General features: G+C 69.4%; 22 protein-coding genes. 18 read left to right on the top strand and 4 right to left on the bottom strand.

Annotated features, from left to right (window positions below; all coding sequences use genetic code 11):
- Positions 1 to 187: 187 nt before the first annotated feature.
- The 14 genes from ACH45E_RS35120 (at position 188) to ACH45E_RS35055 (ending at position 11,291) form a co-directional block, all read left to right on the top strand.
- Positions 188 to 1,018 carry a hypothetical protein gene (locus ACH45E_RS35120; RefSeq protein ID WP_361447797.1) on the top strand — a complete coding sequence of 277 codons (831 nt, stop codon included), beginning with the start codon at positions 188 to 190 and terminating at the stop codon, positions 1,016 to 1,018.
- A 76-nt stretch (positions 1,019 to 1,094) separates the two neighbouring features.
- Positions 1,095 to 1,799: a Flp pilus assembly protein CpaB gene (gene cpaB / locus ACH45E_RS35115; protein WP_361447538.1), complete on the top strand. Its 705-nt coding sequence runs from the start codon at positions 1,095 to 1,097 to the stop codon at positions 1,797 to 1,799.
- Between the two features lie 12 nt (positions 1,800 to 1,811).
- The gene (locus tag ACH45E_RS35110; RefSeq protein ID WP_361447540.1) at positions 1,812 to 3,062 is read left to right on the top strand and encodes an AAA family ATPase; all 1,251 of its coding nucleotides are present in this window, start codon (positions 1,812 to 1,814) and stop codon (positions 3,060 to 3,062) included.
- A gap of 62 nt (positions 3,063 to 3,124) precedes the next feature.
- The gene (locus tag ACH45E_RS35105) at positions 3,125 to 3,475 is read left to right on the top strand and encodes a pilus assembly protein (RefSeq protein WP_361447542.1); all 351 of its coding nucleotides are present in this window, start codon (positions 3,125 to 3,127) and stop codon (positions 3,473 to 3,475) included.
- The gene (locus ACH45E_RS35100; protein WP_361447544.1) at positions 3,459 to 3,815 is read left to right on the top strand and encodes a TadE/TadG family type IV pilus assembly protein; all 357 of its coding nucleotides are present in this window, start codon (positions 3,459 to 3,461) and stop codon (positions 3,813 to 3,815) included. The genes ACH45E_RS35105 and ACH45E_RS35100 overlap by 17 nt, the downstream gene beginning before the upstream one ends.
- Positions 3,816 to 3,834: 19 nt before the next feature.
- A complete protein-coding gene (locus ACH45E_RS35095; RefSeq protein WP_361447546.1) occupies positions 3,835 to 5,172 on the top strand; it encodes a CpaF family protein in 1,338 nt (445 codons plus the stop codon).
- A 9-nt stretch (positions 5,173 to 5,181) separates the two neighbouring features.
- Entirely contained in the window at positions 5,182 to 6,126 is a 945-nt protein-coding gene (locus ACH45E_RS35090; protein WP_361447548.1) for a type II secretion system F family protein, read from the top strand.
- Positions 6,127 to 6,142: 16 nt separating this feature from the next.
- The gene (locus ACH45E_RS35085; protein ID WP_361447800.1) at positions 6,143 to 7,030 is read left to right on the top strand and encodes a DUF5936 domain-containing protein; all 888 of its coding nucleotides are present in this window, start codon (positions 6,143 to 6,145) and stop codon (positions 7,028 to 7,030) included.
- Between the two features lie 14 nt (positions 7,031 to 7,044).
- Complete coding sequence (locus tag ACH45E_RS35080; RefSeq protein ID WP_399042187.1) at positions 7,045 to 8,367, top strand: sensor histidine kinase; 1,323 nt, start codon at positions 7,045 to 7,047, stop codon at positions 8,365 to 8,367.
- A 13-nt stretch (positions 8,368 to 8,380) separates the two neighbouring features.
- The gene (locus tag ACH45E_RS35075) at positions 8,381 to 9,124 is read left to right on the top strand and encodes a response regulator transcription factor (RefSeq protein ID WP_361447552.1); all 744 of its coding nucleotides are present in this window, start codon (positions 8,381 to 8,383) and stop codon (positions 9,122 to 9,124) included.
- A gap of 94 nt (positions 9,125 to 9,218) precedes the next feature.
- A complete protein-coding gene (locus ACH45E_RS35070) occupies positions 9,219 to 9,449 on the top strand; it encodes a hypothetical protein (RefSeq protein ID WP_361447554.1) in 231 nt (76 codons plus the stop codon).
- Complete coding sequence (locus tag ACH45E_RS35065; RefSeq protein WP_361447803.1) at positions 9,446 to 10,045, top strand: pilus assembly protein TadG-related protein; 600 nt, start codon at positions 9,446 to 9,448, stop codon at positions 10,043 to 10,045. Before ACH45E_RS35070 ends, ACH45E_RS35065 begins: the two co-directional genes overlap by 4 nt.
- Positions 10,046 to 10,078: 33 nt before the next feature.
- Positions 10,079 to 10,660 carry a hypothetical protein gene (locus ACH45E_RS35060; protein ID WP_361447556.1) on the top strand — a complete coding sequence of 194 codons (582 nt, stop codon included), beginning with the start codon at positions 10,079 to 10,081 and terminating at the stop codon, positions 10,658 to 10,660.
- 7 nt (positions 10,661 to 10,667) lie between these two features.
- Complete coding sequence (locus ACH45E_RS35055; RefSeq protein WP_361447558.1) at positions 10,668 to 11,291, top strand: OmpA family protein; 624 nt, start codon at positions 10,668 to 10,670, stop codon at positions 11,289 to 11,291.
- Between the two features lie 12 nt (positions 11,292 to 11,303).
- Here the strand turns inward: ACH45E_RS35055 and ACH45E_RS35050 are convergent, their stop codons facing one another.
- From ACH45E_RS35050 to ACH45E_RS35040, 3 genes are read right to left on the bottom strand one after another with little or no spacing between them, the layout of a single operon-like run.
- A complete protein-coding gene (locus ACH45E_RS35050; protein WP_361447560.1) occupies positions 11,304 to 11,495 on the bottom strand; it encodes a hypothetical protein in 192 nt (63 codons plus the stop codon).
- 41 nt (positions 11,496 to 11,536) lie between these two features.
- The gene (locus ACH45E_RS35045; protein ID WP_361447562.1) at positions 11,537 to 11,728 is read right to left on the bottom strand and encodes a hypothetical protein; all 192 of its coding nucleotides are present in this window, start codon (positions 11,726 to 11,728) and stop codon (positions 11,537 to 11,539) included.
- Between the two features lie 13 nt (positions 11,729 to 11,741).
- Positions 11,742 to 12,593, bottom strand: a complete 852-nt coding sequence (locus ACH45E_RS35040) for a helix-turn-helix transcriptional regulator (protein ID WP_361447564.1) — start codon at positions 12,591 to 12,593, stop codon at positions 11,742 to 11,744.
- 268 nt (positions 12,594 to 12,861) lie between these two features.
- Here ACH45E_RS35040 and ACH45E_RS35035 point away from each other — a divergent pair, with 268 nt between their 5' ends.
- From ACH45E_RS35035 to ACH45E_RS35025, 3 genes are all read left to right on the top strand, one after another.
- Positions 12,862 to 13,356, top strand: a complete 495-nt coding sequence (locus ACH45E_RS35035) for an ATP-binding protein (RefSeq protein ID WP_361447566.1) — start codon at positions 12,862 to 12,864, stop codon at positions 13,354 to 13,356.
- Between the two features lie 237 nt (positions 13,357 to 13,593).
- Positions 13,594 to 13,965 carry a type II toxin-antitoxin system RelE/ParE family toxin gene (locus ACH45E_RS35030; RefSeq protein ID WP_361447568.1) on the top strand — a complete coding sequence of 124 codons (372 nt, stop codon included), beginning with the start codon at positions 13,594 to 13,596 and terminating at the stop codon, positions 13,963 to 13,965.
- Positions 13,962 to 14,291: a helix-turn-helix transcriptional regulator gene (locus tag ACH45E_RS35025; RefSeq protein WP_361447570.1), complete on the top strand. Its 330-nt coding sequence runs from the start codon at positions 13,962 to 13,964 to the stop codon at positions 14,289 to 14,291. Before ACH45E_RS35030 ends, ACH45E_RS35025 begins: the two co-directional genes overlap by 4 nt.
- 71 nt (positions 14,292 to 14,362) lie before the next feature.
- On the opposite strand, the gene ACH45E_RS35020 is transcribed toward ACH45E_RS35025, so the two are convergent.
- Complete coding sequence (locus ACH45E_RS35020; protein ID WP_361447572.1) at positions 14,363 to 14,749, bottom strand: DUF192 domain-containing protein; 387 nt, start codon at positions 14,747 to 14,749, stop codon at positions 14,363 to 14,365.
- A 60-nt stretch (positions 14,750 to 14,809) separates the two neighbouring features.
- Here ACH45E_RS35020 and ACH45E_RS35015 point away from each other — a divergent pair, with 60 nt between their 5' ends.
- Positions 14,810 to 15,682: an LLM class flavin-dependent oxidoreductase gene (locus ACH45E_RS35015; protein WP_361447574.1), complete on the top strand. Its 873-nt coding sequence runs from the start codon at positions 14,810 to 14,812 to the stop codon at positions 15,680 to 15,682.
- The last annotated feature ends 446 nt before the right edge of the window (positions 15,683 to 16,128 follow it).

Here is a 16,128-nt window from a genome sequence, read left to right as displayed (position 1 = left end):
GTTGCACGGCAGCAGTTCCTGCCCAGCTGTTCAAAGCCTGTTCTCCGGTCACAACGGCGTGGTTACAGTGCTCACGTAGTCACGCAATGAAGTCGTCCCCAGCAGGGCAGTAACACAGCCCGGGCCGACTGGTGTGAAGAGCGGGGAGCTGCGCGTGCCAACTGCCATTGCCGTGACCAGCGCCGACATGGCGCTGCCGCCGCAGGACGAGCGGACCGTGCCCGCGGTCGTGCTGCGGGACCTCGACCAGCGGCCGCTCGAGGACGCCCTGGCCGAACTCCAGATGCTCGTCGAGCAGCACGGGCACGTCATCGTCGTGTCGTCGCAGTCCGTCCCCGAAGGGGTGACCCGGCGGCTGCACACCCTGCGCTCCCTCATGGAGAGCGACCGCATCGCCCTCTTCCGCCCCGAGCTGCCGCCCCTCGGAGTCGCCGTCCTCGCACGCCAGTTGCGGCAGCTCGCGTCCTGCGACCTCAGCCCGGGCGTGCTCGCCTCCGCCGGCCGGCTGCTCATCCACTACATCCACGCCGGCGCGGTCCTCGGCTCGGTCACCAAGCTGGACCGCGTACCGGTCGGCCTGAAGGCGCACGCGAAGTCCTGGGTGCCAGGCAGCCAGTTCGCGGTGGTCGCCCACCCCGAACCGCAGCTCGTCCGGCTCGGGCCCGACGCGGCCCTGACCGGCCCGGAGTTCAGCACCCAGCTGCTGGTCGCCAAGGGGCAGCTCCAGTCCGAGTGGGTCGGGGGAGCCCTGGCCAAGTCCTGGGGTGTGCACGGCCTGCGCGAGACCGCGCTGCCCGCCGAGTCCCCGGCCTGGTGGGGGACCGGGAAGGTGGTCGAGTTCTGCAGCCATCTCGCCGACCTGTCGGTGCTCTACCAACTGGTCACCTCGGTCCGGCGCGGCACCTGCCACTGGTGCGGCGTCGACGTCATCGGCGACCGCTGCGTCTTCTGCTCCGCCACCCCGCCTGTCTACGAGCCACCCGCGCCACGTGCACTGGAACAGCGAACACCCGCCTGACGGCACACCACCGCACACCGTTCTCCGCTTGTCCCGACCCCGCTCGACCGATTCCCCCAATGAGGTTGCACGGTTCATGAACTCCCGTCAGCGCCGCGGCGTGATACTCCTGATCCTGTCGGTCCTGTGCGCCCTCGGCGCCTTCGCCGGCGTGCTCTCCGTCATCGACGACGTGAAGTCCAAGGTGGGCCCCGAGGTCACCGCGTACCGGATCCGGTCCGAGGTATCGCCCTACACCGCCTTGAACGCCGGGCAGTTCGAGAAGATCAAGATGCCCAAGCGGTGGCTGTCCTCCAACGCGGTCACCAGCCTCCGCGACATCCAGGGCAAGATCGCCGTCACCACCCTGCACCAGGGCTCCCTCCTCCAGACCGACATGATCGTCGACCAGCCCGCGCTCCAGGCGGGCCAGCAGGAGGTCGCCATCATGATCGACGCGGCCACCGGAGTCGCCGGCAAGATCACCCCCGGCTCCCGGGTCAACGTCTACGCCACCTTCCAGGGCAAGAAGCAGGGCGACCCCGACCAGTCGAAGATCATCGTGACCAACGCCCGGGTTCTCGACGTCGGCCAGATCACCGCCCTGGAGCCCGACAACAAGAACCAGCAGCAGCCCACCGACGCCGTCCCGATCACCTTCGCCCTGTCCACCGTCGACGCCCAGCGCATCACGTACGCCGAGTCGTTCGCGCAGCGGGTCCGGCTCGCCCTGGTGGCCCCCGGCAGCGAGACCACCGTCCCCGACAAGGACCGCACGTACGAACTCGCGACGGACAAGTGAGAGGCGCCCCGCATGCCCACCAGGATTCTCCCGGCGGTCGGTGACGCGGACGCGGTCCGGTCCCTCACCACCCTGCTCAGCCAACTCCCGGACGCCGAACCGGTGCCGCCGGTGACCGACTCCACCCAGCTCGTCGACACCCTGGCCCGGCTCGCCGCCGAGTCCGTGGACGAACTGCCCGAGGTCGTCGTCGTACACGAACGCATCGGCCCGGTCCCGGCCCTGGAGCTGGTCCGCGAAGTCGCCCTGCGCTTCCCCGCCGTCGGCGTCATCCTCGTCACCTCCGACGCCGGCCCCGCCCTGTTCGCCGCCGCCATGGACTCCGGCGCCCGCGGCCTGGTCACCCTCCCGCTCGGCTACGAGGAACTGGCGATGCGGGTCCAGGCCGTCGCCCAGTGGTCCGTCGGCGTACGACGCCACCTCGGCCACGGCTCCGACGTGTTCGCCGGTGTCGGCGGCACCGTCGTCACCGTCAGCGGCGCCAAGGGCGGCACGGGGGCCACCCTCACGGCCGTCCAGATCGCCCTCGCCGCCCAGGCCTCCGGCCGCTCCACCGCCCTGGTCGACCTGGACCTCCAGACCGGCGACATCGCCTCCTACCTGGACATCCAGTTCCGCCGCTCGGTCGTCGACCTGGCGGCCATCACCGACATCTCCCAGCGTGTCCTCGCCGACGCCGTCTTCCGCCACGACACGGGCCTCGCCCTGCTGCTCGCCCCCGGCGAGGGCGAACGCGGCGAGGAGGTCACCGACCGCGCCGCCCGCCAGATCGTCAGCGCCCTGCGCTCCCGCTACGAGGTCGTCGTCGTCGACTGCGGCGCCCAGCTCAGCGGCGCCGGCGCGGCCGTCGTGGAGATGGCGGACACGGCCCTGCTGGTCACCACCCCGGACGTGGTCGCCGTCCGCGCCGCCAAGCGCACGGTGCGGATGTGGGACCGGCTCCAGATCCGCAAGGCCGAGGAGACCACGGTCGTCGTCAACCGCCACACCCGCGGTACGGAGATCCAGCCGCCCCTCATCCAGCGCATCACCGGCACCGCGCTGGCCCGCACGGCGGTCCCCGCGGCCTTCAAGGAACTCCAGGCCGCCGTGGACGCCGGGCGGATCCACGAACTCGACAGCCGGAGCACCGTCAAACAGGCACTGTGGGCCCTCGCGGGGGAGCTGGGGCTGGTCAAGGCCGCCGAGACGGGCCACCGTGGCCGGGCACGGGGGGACCGCGGGTCCGGGGGCTTCCGGCGGCGGAGGGAGGCGGGCGGGTGAGACGGAGGGCGCGCGTACGCGGGGCGGGCGACCGGGGGCAGGTCAGCATCGAGTTGCTCGGCATGACCCCGCTGATCGTGCTGACGCTGGTGCTGATGTGGCAGTGCGTGCTGACGGGGTACGCCTACACGCTCGCCGGGAATGCTGCGGACGAGGGGGTGCGGGCGGGGACGGCGGCGGCGCCGGGGGCAGCGCGTGAGGCCGCGTGTGAGCAGGCGGGGCTGAAGGACCTGTCGGCCGCGTGGAGGGCGGGTGCTGAAGTGAGCTGCAGTACCGACGGCGGCTACGTGAAGGCCGATGTCGCTCTGCAGGTGCCCGTCCTCTTCCCCGGCAGCATCGATTTCCCCGTCACCGTGCGCGGCCACGCCGGGGCAGTGGAGGAGGTGAAGGACTGGGATGTCGGACAACCGTGAACGGCGCCGCGACCGGGGCCAGGTCGCCATCGAGTACCTCGGGTTCATCCCGATCCTCATCCTCGTGGCCATGGCCGGCATCCAGATCGGGGTGGTCGCCTACGCCGCCCAGCAGGCGGGCACGGCGGCCCGGGCGGGGGCCCGGGCGGCGTCGCTGCGGCAGGACGCCGACCAGGCGTGCAAGGCCGCGGTCAGCGGCTTCCTCGCCGACGGGACGAGTTGCCCGGATCCGGCGTACGGCGACAAGGAGGTCACCGTCACCGCCACCGTCCACATCCCCAAGGTCCTCTGGGACTTCGGCAACGCCACCAAGACCGCCACCATGCCGCTCGACCACTGAGCCAAGGAGCACGCGAACCATGAGTCTCCGCGCACGCATCAACACCCCCGAGGAGCAGGGCAGCCGGGGTGAGGACGGCCATCTGGTCGCCTCCTACCGGGCCAAGCTCCTGGAGGAGATCGACCTCGCGGAGATGAGCTCGCTGGCCGCCGCCGAACGCCGGGCGCGCCTCGAGCGGGTGCTCGGGCACATCATCAGCCGCGAGGGCCCGGTCCTGTCCACGGTGGAGCGCGGCCAGCTGATCCGCCGGGTGGTGGACGAGGCACTCGGCCTCGGCATCCTCGAACCCCTCCTCGAGGACGCGTCGATCACCGAGATCATGGTCAACGGCCCGGACGCGATCTTCGTGGAACGCGGCGGCCGGGTCGAGCAGTTGCCGATCCGCTTCGTCTCGCAGGACCAGCTGATGCAGACGATCGAGCGGATCGTGTCGACGGTCAACCGGCGCGTCGACGAGTCGAACCCGATGGTCGATGCCCGTCTCCCCTCCGGCGAGCGCGTGAACGTCATCATCCCGCCGCTGTCGCTGACCGGCCCCACCCTCACCATCCGACGCTTCCCGCGCTCCTTCACGCTCCAGGAGCTGATCGGCCTGGGCTCGCTGGACGAGCACATGGTGTTCCTGCTGGCCGGCCTGGTGCAGGCGAAGTTCAACATCATCGTCTCCGGCGCCACCGGCACGGGGAAGACCACCCTGCTCAACGCGCTCTCCGGCCTGATCCCGGCGCACGAGCGCATCATCACCATCGAGGACTCGGCCGAACTCCAGCTCCAGCAGTCGCACGTGGTCCGCCTGGAGTCCCGCCCGCCGAACGTCGAGGGCAAGGGCCAGGTCACCATCCGCGACCTGGTCCGCAACTCCCTGCGGATGCGCCCCGACCGGATCGTGGTCGGTGAGGTCCGCGGCGGCGAATCCCTCGACATGCTCCAGGCGATGTCCACCGGCCACGACGGCTCCCTCGCCACCGTGCACGCCAACAGCGCCGAGGACGCCCTCACCCGCCTGCAGACCCTCGCCTCCATGTCCGACGTCGAGGTCCCCTTCGTGGCGCTGCACGACCAGATCAACAGCGCCGTCGACGTCATCGTCCAGCTCACCCGCTTCGCCGACGGCGCCCGCCGCATCACCGAGATCGCCGTGCTGGACAGCCACGGCGGCGAACCGTACCGCCTGGCCACCGTCGCCCGCTTCGACGCCCAGCCGATGACCCACGACGGCCGGGTCTACGGCACCTTCCACTACTTCCCGCTGCCCCGCCGCACCGCCGACCGCCTCTACATGGCGAGCCAGCCGATACCCCAGGCCTTCGGCGTCGCCCACACGCTGGACCAGCTCACCACCCGAGAAGCCAGGTAGGCCACCCCCATGGATCTCCACTCCCTAGTCAGCCTCACCACCGGCGTCACCCTGCTGACCTGCGTCCTGGCCGTGCTGGGCCTGCACACCTACGCGGCCGGCCGGGCCCAGCGGGCGGAGCTGGTGGACCGGCTGACGTACACCGGCCAGGTCGCGGGCACCGGCCGCCGACGCCGCTTCCGCACCCTGGACCGGCGGCTGCGCGGCACCGCACCGGGCCGGAAGCTGGAACTGCGGCTGGCAGCGACCGGCCTGGACGTCACCCCGGGCGAGTTCTTCGCGTACATGCTCGCCACGGTGGCCGCGCTCTGGCTGATCGGACAGGCGACCCTGGCCCCCTTCTTCGGTCCGCTCGCCGGACTGCTGGGCGTGTGGGCGGCCTGGCAGTTCCTCAACTGGCAGCGCCAGAAACGCATCGAGCGCTTCATCAACCAACTCCCCGAACTCGCCCGCATCCTGGCCAACGCCACCCAGGCCGGCCTCGCCCTGCGCACCGCCATCGGCATGGCCGCGGAGGAACTGGAGGCCCCGGCGGGCGAGGAACTCGCCAAGGTCGCCGATCAGTTGGCGGTCGGCCACTCCATGGACGACGCCCTCGGCGAACTCGCCGACCGCCTCCCCTCCCGCGAACTCGTCGTCCTGGTCACCACCCTGGTCCTGTCCAACAGGGCGGGCGGACAGGTGGTCAGCGCCCTGCGCAACCTCACCGAGACCCTCGAGGAACGCAAGGAGACCCGCCGCGAGATCCGCACCCAGCTCTCCCAGGTGACCATGACCTCGTACGCCGTCCCCGTCCTCGGCATCGGCGCCCTGTTCCTGATGAACGGCGTCAAGGACGGCGCCCTGGACCGCATGACCGGCTCACCGGTCGGCCAGGCCTGCGTGCTCATCGCCTTCGCGCTCTACGCGATCGGCTTCGTCCTGATCCGCCGCATGAGCCGAATCGACGTCTGAGGGGATGACCGACGGCATGGGCCTCCTCCTCGCACTCCTCATGGGCCTGAGCGTCCTGGGCGCCTTCATCGGCATCCGCATGTACCGCGCGGACGCCAAACTCCCCGGCGACCTCGCGCTGGCCCTGGAGGTGGGCGCCACCCGCACCGGCGCCGCCAACTCCCTCATCGACCGCATGGGCATGCGCTACGCGCCCGCCGTGCTCCGCCTGATGGGCCCCAAGCAGGTCGCCAGGTACCGCCGCAAGATCGACCTCGCGGGCAACCCCGGCGGCCTCACCATCGACCGCTACGCGGCCCGCCGGGCGGTGTACGGCGCACTCGGCGGCGTGGGCTTCCTGGTCTTCCTCCTTCGCGGCCAGTGGTTCGTCGCCCTGCTCCTCCTCGCCTTCGGCGCGTTCTGGACGGAGGTCGGCATCTGGTCGGCGATCCGCATCCGCAAGGACGTCATCGAGCGGACTCTGCCCGACTTCCTCGACGTGCTCGCCGTCGTGGTCAGCGCGGGCCTCGGCTTCCGCCAGGCCCTGGACCGAGTGGCCTCCCGGTACGAGGGTCCCTGGGCGGACGAACTGCGCATCACCCTGCGCCAGATGGACCTGGGCATGAGCCGCCGCGAGGCCTTCAGGGAACTCCGCCGCCGCAACGACTCCGAGCAGGTCGCCATGTTCGTGACGGCACTCCAGCAGGGCGAGGAACTCGGCGCCCCCATCGTCGACACCCTGGTCGCCCTCGCCAAGGACATGCGCCGCACGGACGCCCAGAACGCCCGCCGCAAGGCCGCCCGCGCGGTACCCCGGGCCACCCTGATGATCACCACCTTCATGGTCCCGGCCACCATGCTCCTCCTCGCCTCCGGCCTGATCCTCGGCTCCGGCGTGGACTTCAGCTCGATCACCGGGAAATAGAGGGGGTGGGGGCGATGGCGATGGCGACGACGAGGTGGCGAGTGGGACCGGTCCGACGCCGGCGAGCAGCCGACAGCGACGAACACCCACCGCAGCCCCCCGCCCCCGAGAAGCTCCAACTCCGCGCCCTGCAAGCCATGTGCCGCCAGGTGTTCGGCTTCCGCCTGGCCATGATCGCCCTGGCCGCCCCCGCCGCCCTGGTCAACGCCGCCCCCGGCATCGGCGTCCGCCTGGTGGGCGCGGCGGTGGTCGTCACCTTCATGGCGTCGTACGTCCTGTTCAGGGACTGGGAACGCTTCGGCCCCCTGCTGCTCCGCCACCCCACCCTCCTGGCAGCGGACACCCTCATGGGCTCCCTGCTCCTGATCTCGGCCGGCCCGGACACGACCCTCGCGTACGTCAGCGTCTGCACCCCCCTCCTCGCCGGCCTGGTCTACAGCTGGCGGGGAGCCGCCTGCTTCGCCTCCCTCCAGTCCCTGATCCTGCTCCTGGTCCACGCCACGCTGAAGGGTCGACAGCAGGCCGACCTGGCCGAGTCCTTCCTCTTCCCCGGCCTCTGCGTCATCACGGGCGCCGTGGGCTCGACCCTCCGCAACCTGATGCTCCGCTTCGGCACGGCCACCCAGGCCCTGACGACGATCCAGGCCCGCCTGGCGGTCACGGAGGCGGTGAACGCCGAACGCGCCCGCCTCGCCCGCGAGATGCACGACTCGGTGACCAAGACCCTCTACGGCGTGGCCCTGGCCGCGGACGGCCTGGCGGCCTCGGCGTCCGCCGACCGCAAGGACCCCGCCGTCCTCCGCGAACAGGCGGAACTGGTGGCCCGCTCGGCCCGCCGGGCGGCCGCGGAGGCCAGGGAACTCCTCACGGACCTCCGCCGGGAGGGCGACCCGGCACACGGTACGGATGTCCTGACGGAACTCGCGTCCCGAACCCATGACTTCACCTCCCGCACGAGCATCCCGACGACGTACCGCACCGCGACGGCCCACGAACTTCCCCCGATCCCCGCGGCGGTGGCCCGCCAACTCCTCACGATCGCCGAGGAGGCGATGGAGAACGCCCACCGCCACGGCGCTCCCACCCACGTGGAGGTCACCGTCGACCTCTGTGACGACCTCCTCCGCCTGACCGTCTACGACGACGGCAGCGGCCTCCCGCCCGGCACCACCCTCGACCAGCTCCGCCGCACGGGCCACTTCGGCGTGATCGGCATGGCCGAACGGGCTGAGTCGGTGGGCGCCGGCTTCCGCATCGGCCAAGGCGACCACTCCCAGGGCACGGAGGTCCGCGTGGAACTCCCGCTGGCAGCCCTGACCCCCGTACCACCCGCATGAGAGGAGGCACCCGATGCCACCGAGTCCCGACCCGAACCCGACCCCACCGCTCCGTATCGTGGTGGCCGACGACAACCCGGTGGTCCGGGCGGGCCTGACCGCCCTCCTCTCCGGCCGGGAGGACACCACGGTGGTCGCCGAGGCCGCCAACGGCCACGAGGCCTGCGACGCGGCCCGCCGACACCGCCCCGACGTCGTCCTCCTGGACGTCCGCATGCCCGAACTGGACGGCCTCGCCGCCCTGCCCCACCTCGTCCCGCTGGCCCCGGTCATCATGCTCACCTACAGCCACGAGTCGGAGACGATCCGGGAGGCGGTACGGCTGGGGGCGAGCGGCTATCTGGTCCACGGCGAGTTCACCGTGGAGGAACTGGTCACGGCGGTACGGGACATCAGGACGGGGCGGGAGCACTTCACGGCGACTGCGGCGGGGGTGCTAGCCGCTCGGCGCTTGCCTCTACGGCACGCGACTGCACACGTTGCTGCGCAACTAGCCGCTATCCCAAGTCAAATCACTCCCCAAAACCTTTCGCAAGTGCAATCATATGTGGGACAGTCAACTAGGTCGCGGTTCCGGCTGAGCACGAGGGAGGCGGAGATCATGGACCTCATCGCAACCGGCATGAACAACCAGCAGATCGCCGCCGCCTGCTTCATCAGCGAGAAGACCGTCAAGAACCACATCAACCGAATCTTCGCCAAACTCCACAGCACGAGCCGCTCCCAGGCGGCCGCGAAGTGGCTGGGGGTGGCCTGAGAGATGATTAGGGATTGGGCCCTGGGGCCCTGTGACAGACGTGGCGTTCAGCCGTACGGTGCCCGGGTCGGTAGCGGACCCGGAGGGGAACACCATGAGCGACCTGATGCTGAAGACGGCCGTGGCGACCAAGGTTCGCGTCAACGGCTGGAAGAACACGACCGCGGAGGCCATGCGGCGCCGGGCGGGCGACGGGGGGCAGACGGCGGTCGAGTACCTGGGGATCATCGCTGTGGTGGTGGCGATCGTGTTGGCGATCACGGGCACGGACATCGGCAAGGCGATCCTCGACAAGATCAAGGCGAAGATCCTCGAAATCACCTGACGCGTTCATACAAGTACGGCGATACAGGGCAGGCCTTCCCCATCTACATCACGGTGGTGGCGGGTCTGCTCTTTCTCGCGTTCGCCTACCTTGCGGTGGGACAAGCGGCGGTGAACCGGAATGGCGCCCAGACGGCCGCGGACGCGGCGGCTCTGGCGGCGGCCCAGAACGCGCGGGACCAGTTTGCGGCCAAGTGGGTGGAGGACGTGCTCGACCCGACCAAGTGGCAACGGGACCTGCATGGGGAGGTGGAGATCGATCCTACTCTCCCACGCTTGCGGGCCGACCAGCTCGCCGGGCACAACGACGCTGCTGTAACCCTTTACGGCGCTCCCGACCCGTTGACCTATGAGGTCGATGCCAAGACGAACAAGCGTGTTGGAGACTCCGTCGTTCCTGGCACGGCGAACTTGCAGTCAACAGCACACGCGAAGGCCGTGATAGAGCCCCTGTGCAAGCCGCCAGATGATGAGGCTCAGAGCGATGCACCGACACTGCTGACCTGCAAGGACGGGCAGACCTGGAAGCCGGACCCTGACGATCTCACGAGTTTGCCAAAGCCCGAGGATCTCTTCGACGTCCACCTGGCCGCCTAACATGCGAACGACGATTAAGAAGGAAGCAGAGCGATGAGCGTTCGGTTGACTGCGAGGACTCGCAGGGGCGTGGTCGCATTGACCGTTGCGGCCGGGCTGGCTATCGGTGTTGCAGGCTGCGGTGGCGGTGGCAGTGAGGACAAGAAGCCGCAGGCGTCCGCCTCCGCCTCCAAGCATGGCGGATCTAAGCCCAGTGCTCAGGAGGGTCAGTCGGAAGATCCGTTGGCCGAGCTTCGTGGGCCTGACGGTCTGACGCTCAAGCTCACGTCGGCTGAGCGCGACGCCGGCGGCTTCGTCACGGTCAACGCACAACTCAAGAACGACGGCAACAAGGACGCGGTGCTTTCGTCGCAGCTCACCGGCAACGAGACCGAAATCATGAAGAACGGTCAATCCTTCGGCGGAGCCACGCTCGTGGACTCCAAAGGCAGGAAGCGCTATTACGTGCTCCGGGACACAGATGGACGTCCCCTCACCACAGCTGGTGTTCAGTCGGTCAAGGCAGGTGACACGGTCCCCATCTTCATGCAATTCCCGGCGCCTCCAACCAGCACAACCGAGGTCACCTTCCAACTGCCGACGTTCTCCTCTGCCACCATCCAGATCTCCGGGTGAGGCCCCCGTGACCACAACCCGCCACCGCCTCCCCGTCGCCGTATCCACGGCCGCCCTCCTCCTGCTCGGCACCACGACCGCGCAGGCCGACGACGCCGACCCCAGCGTCCCCCCAGGCACCGAACCCTCCGCCTCCGCCCCCGTGAAGATCGACCCCACCGACCCGGATCTCAAGCTCCCCGAGGGTGCCACCCTCGCCGATCCCAAGGTGCTGGACATCAAGTCGGTCGTCGAGGACCAGAGCGGAGACGAACGCCGTGAGGACACCAACGCGGACGTGAAGTTCGCCCTACAGGCGGAGGTGCTGTTCAGCAAGGACAGCGCCAAGCTGAGCGGCGAGTCGAAGGCCCGTATCGACGCGATCGCGGAGGAGATCAAGAAGCAGAACGCGACGCAGGTCAGGGTCTTCGGCTTCACGGACAACCTGGGTTCGTCGGCCCACGGCGATGTCCTGTCCCGGCAACGCGCCAACGCCGTCCAGGCGGTCCTGGACCAGGACCTGAACGACTCGAACATCACCTTCGAGGTGCGGGGCTACGGCGAGCAGTACCCCATCGCGGACAACTCGACGGAGGAGGGCCGCAGAAAGAACCGCCGGGTCGAGGTCACGTTCCCGCGCACGGGGAGCTGACCGGGCGATCGCCTACAGCAGGTGGTCGGCCTTGCCGGCCTTGATCTCCAGGATGAGGGCGCGGAGTGCTTCGTGGGTGTCGGTGACGTAGCGCTCCTCCTGGCCGGCGACGGCGATGTAGGCGTTGCCTTGGGCGTCGGTGCCCATGCGGAAGCAGTTGTTTCCCTCGCCGCAGAAGGGGTCGTCCCAGGTGATGTCGGTCATGCTGGCTCCCTCTTGACTCTTGGGCGGTAACCCGGACGGGACTACAGCAGGTGGTCGGCCTTGCCGGCCTTGATTTCGAGGATGAGGGTGCGGAGTGCTTCGTGGGTGTCGGTGACGTAGCGCTCCTCCTGGCCGGCGACGGCGATGTAGGCGTTGCCTTGGGTGTCGGTGCCCATGCGGAAGCAGTTGTTGCCTTCGGCGCAGTAAGGGTCTTCCCAGGTGATCTCGGCCATGGTGGCCGCCTCCTCAGAGTTCGCGGATGATGGCGTGGATGAAGTCACGTGAGGCTTGCGGGTCGAGAGACCTGGTGTTCCACCAGTCCATGTGAGCACGGTACTTGGCGAGTTGGGCGTCGGCATGGGTGAACTCTCCCCCATGGGCTGAATCCAGTTGGACGGTGTCCAGTTGGGGCACTACTCCGCTCGCGTAGAGCACAGCGTGGCCCGCTCCTGGGAAGGCACCCGCCTCAACAGGCAGAACACGTACGTCGACGTTCACGTGATCGGACATTTCGCACACGTGCTGGAGTTGTTCACGGGTCGTTCGCAGCCCTCCGAACTGCATGCGCAGCGCCCACTCGTGGACGTAGGCGACGTATTCGACCGGCGTCGAGCGCTCCAGCACCTGCTGCCGCTGAAGGCGGTGCGCCACCCGCATTTCGAGCTCGGACTTGGGCAATGGTGGTAGGGCGGAGGCGAAGACGGCGCGGGCGTACCCGCTCAGCTGTAGCAGGCCGGGCACGTGCACGGTCTGGAGAGTTTGTAGCCGCGTGGCGAACCATTCCAGCTCGGCGACGTCCAGCAAGCCTTGGGGCAAGGTGCCTCGGTATTGCTCCCACCAGTGCCGTTCGTGGGAGTCCGCCAGTGCGACCAGGCCCTCGATGTAGGCCTGGTCCCCGCAGTCGTAGTTGCTGGCGAGTATCCGGATGCGTTCGGGTGAGCTGGCTCGGATCCCGGCCTCCATGTTGGACACCTTCGTGCGGTCCAAACCGAGCAGGCCAGCGGCGTACTCGGTGGTCCTGCCCGCGGCGAGCCGCATCTTCCGCAGCTCGGCGCCCAGACGCCGCTGACGCTCAGTCGGTGTGGGCCGTGTCGGCATCGGCACCTTCCTTCCCGATCGATCGAGTTCAGTCTGCCTGCGTGCGGAGCAGCGGCCAACACGATAGTGGCAATAATCCCGAATGAGTGGCACGTGTGCCACGTCGATCTCTACAGTCGGTGACAGGTTGAATACGGCCCGGCGCCCCCGGAAGCGCATCGCGCGAGCCTGCCCGAAAACCTCCTCCCCTGGGAGAGGTGGGCCCGCGCCAGGGAGACAGGCCACCGATCGAGGCGTCAATCCAAGTCGACGACAAAGGAGTCGTGCCATGCCCGCATACGTGACGACCTGCCTCCCCCCGCCCTCCACGGACCGACCCCCGACGCCCCCCACCCCCGAAACCCTCGCCTACAGCCTCACCCTCCCGGCCGCCCCGCAGACCCCCGCGATCGCCAGGACGGCGGTACGGACGATCCTCCAGGTGCACGACCTAGGCGACCTGACGGACCCCGCCGTACAAGTGGTGAGCGAACTGACCGCGTGCGCCTGCCGATTCACACCGTCCGCCGAAATCTACGTATCCGTGCGCTACCGCGACGCCGCCCTCCGCGTGATCCTCTATGACGGCCATCCCCGCCACACGCACCCCCGCCTCGCCGCCGCCTGCGACACCCGCCGTCGAGCGGCACTGCGGGTGCTCGCCTGCGTGGTCAGGGCCTGCGAGGGCGACTGGGGCTTCGGCGAGGCACGCGAACCGGGCGGCGGCACGCGTATGTGGGCGGTTCTGCCCCGAACGACAGCGCGCGCCTACCTGAGGAGCTGACCCTCGACCACCACAGCCACCCGCACCCCCGCCCGCCCCCCACCCCTCCATCGCCCCCGCCTCCGCCTCCAGTACGTGCCGAGTGTGGAGCCGGGGGGAGGTCCAGGTGGCCGGGGCGGTCGAGCTTGGTGACGCACATCCCCGTCTTCCAGCAGCCGTCGAGGTGCGGCTCACCCGATGCGGTGAAGGCTAGCGGTGTCCCCTCCGGGAAGATAAGCTGGAGCTTAAGTTCTCCCTATGTGGGAGATCGCGTTGCTGGAGCCTGTGGAGACCTGGTTTCTCAAACTGTGCGAAGACGATCCGGAGAGCGCCAACCGCATCACAGACGCGTTGGATTTCCTGGCGCAGGAAGGGCCGAACCTCGGGCGGCCGATGGTCGACCGGATCCACGGCAGCCGATTGCACAACCTCAAGGAGCTGCGTCCAGGTTCGAGCGGGCACGCGGAGATACGCATGCTTTTTGTAATCGACCCTGAGCGCGAGGCGATCATTCTCGTGGCGGGTGACAAGTCCGGCCGTTGGTCCGACTGGTACCGCGACAGCATCCCCGTCGCCGAACTGAGATACGCAGACTTCCTGGCAGAGCGTGAACGCGGAGGTGCGCAGTGAAGGGACGTTCGTGGTCCGAGGTCCGCGCGGAGGCGTTGTCGCGCCATCCGGAGTTGGCCACGGCTGAGGCCGAGGAGCAGCGCACTGCCATCCGGGAAGAGAGCAAGGCCCGCATCCGGGGGCATGAATTGGCCGAGCTGCGCCGGAAGGCAGGGCTGACGCAGCGGGACATGGCGGCCAAACTCAAGGTCAGTCAGGCGCGCGTCTCGCAGATCGAGCACGGTCAGATCGACAGTCTGGAAATGCTGCGCGCCTATGCGGCCGTGCTGGGTGGGCGGATCACGGTGCGTCTGGAGTGGGACGAGTCCTCGGTGCAGGTGGCCTGACACCTCATCGCCCCGTGAACTCCACCTGCGGATTCACAGTCCGGGCCTGTCCCATGCCAGTCGCCGACAGGTCAGTCACCCTCGACTTCGACAACCATCCGCACCCCCACCCGCACCCCCCACCCCTCCATCGCCCCCGCCTCCGCCTCCAGCACATGCCGGGCACGGAGCCGGGGCAGGCCCAGGCGGCCGGGGGGCATGGTGCGTACGGCGATGACGTGGAGCCGGCGGTCGAGGTAGGCGACGTCGATGGGCATGCGCATGCGGAAGGTGTGTACGCCGCTGGCCGGTGACAGCAGGATCGCCCCGTCCAGGGAGTCCCGGCCCAGGAGGCCCTTCGTGCGGGCGCGGTATGAGGTCGCGATCTCCAGGGGGATGCCGGGGGAGGCCGAGCCGCCGTCGCCCTCGCCGTCGCCGAGGACCGTGAGCGTGCCCCGTCCGTCCCGCCACCGTGCCATGCAAGTGACCGTACCCGGAAACCAGTTGTGAGCCACGGCCTCGGCGGATACGAAGGTGGCATGACTGCACTCGGTGTCGTATTCCGTCCCCAACTGCCCCCGGAACGCCTTCGTGACGTGGCGCGGCTCGTGGACAGCTCAGGGCTCGAGGAACTCTGGCTGTGGGAGGACTGCTTCCGGGAGGGCGGGATCTCCACGGCCGCCGCCGCGCTCGCGTGGACCGAGCGGGTGCGGGTCGGGGTCGGGCTGCTGCCCGTGCCGCTGCGGAACGTGGCCATCACCGCGATGGAGGCGGCCGCGCTGCACCGGATGTTCCCGGGGCGGGCGATCCTCGGCGTCGGCCACGGCGTGCAGGACTGGATGGGCCAGGTCGGCGCCCGGGCCGAGTCCCCGCTGACCTTGCTGAGGGAGCATCTCCATGCGCTGCGGGCCCTGTTGAAGGGGGAGCGGCTCACCGTCGACGGCCGGTACGTGAAGCTCGACGACGTCGCCCTCGACTGGCCGCCGGACGGGGCCGTCGAGGTCCTCGCCGGTGCCACCGGGCCCCGTACGCTGCGGCTGTCCGGCGAGGCCGCCGACGGCACGATCCTCACCGCCGCCACACCGCCGGACGGCGTACGCCGGGCACGCCGGCTCATCGAGGAGGGGCGGGAGAAGGCGGGGCGGGCCGGGCCGCACAAGGTTGTTGTCTATCTCCTCACGGCGACCGGGCCCGACGCCGCCGACCGTCTCCGGGCCGAACTCGTCGCCGAGGGGCTGGAATCCGTCCCGGAGCTGGGGGTCGCCGGAGACGCGACGGCCGTCGCCGACGCCGTACGCCTGCTCGCGGACGCGGGAGCCGACACGGTGATCCTCCAGCCGACGGGAGACGAGCCCGATCCCGAGGGATTCGTACGGTTCACCGCCGAGGAGGTCCGGCCCCTCCTGTCCTAGTCCCCTAGGGCTGGTAGCCGCCGAGTAGCAAATCGGGTTGTTCGGGCATGACGGGATGGATCGCCGTGGCGTTCATCTCCCATCTCCCCGGAGTTTCCACATCGTTATCCCTGGCGACTCGTATGCGCATCGCGGCTCACGTAAGTTCAGACCAAGGTAATTCGCGCAAGCAAAGTCGCGCGGGCGGTACCGCGCAGTGGAGGGGGCTGCGCGGTGCCGTGATCCGGTCGGCGGGTGCGTCAAGCGGGCGTTCGCGACCGGGTCGCCCATCGGAGGGACGCGGGGTTCGGCCGGTCGGGTGGCGGCCGAGGGGGTGCAGATCCTCTTGATCTCTCCACATACGGCCTGTTTGCCTGGGAATCTGCTGCGTTTCAGCCAGACGAACCCCTTGAATGAAGCATTCCGTACGCACCACCGCGTCGCCGGACGACTCCGGAGAGTAGTTG

The sequence above is a fragment of the Streptomyces sp. NPDC020299 genome (assembly GCF_044387825.1).
GTDB lineage: Bacteria > Actinomycetota > Actinomycetes > Streptomycetales > Streptomycetaceae > Streptomyces.
Note: the sequence above shows the minus strand (reverse complement) of the source record. Positions and strands in the feature narration are given on the sequence as shown.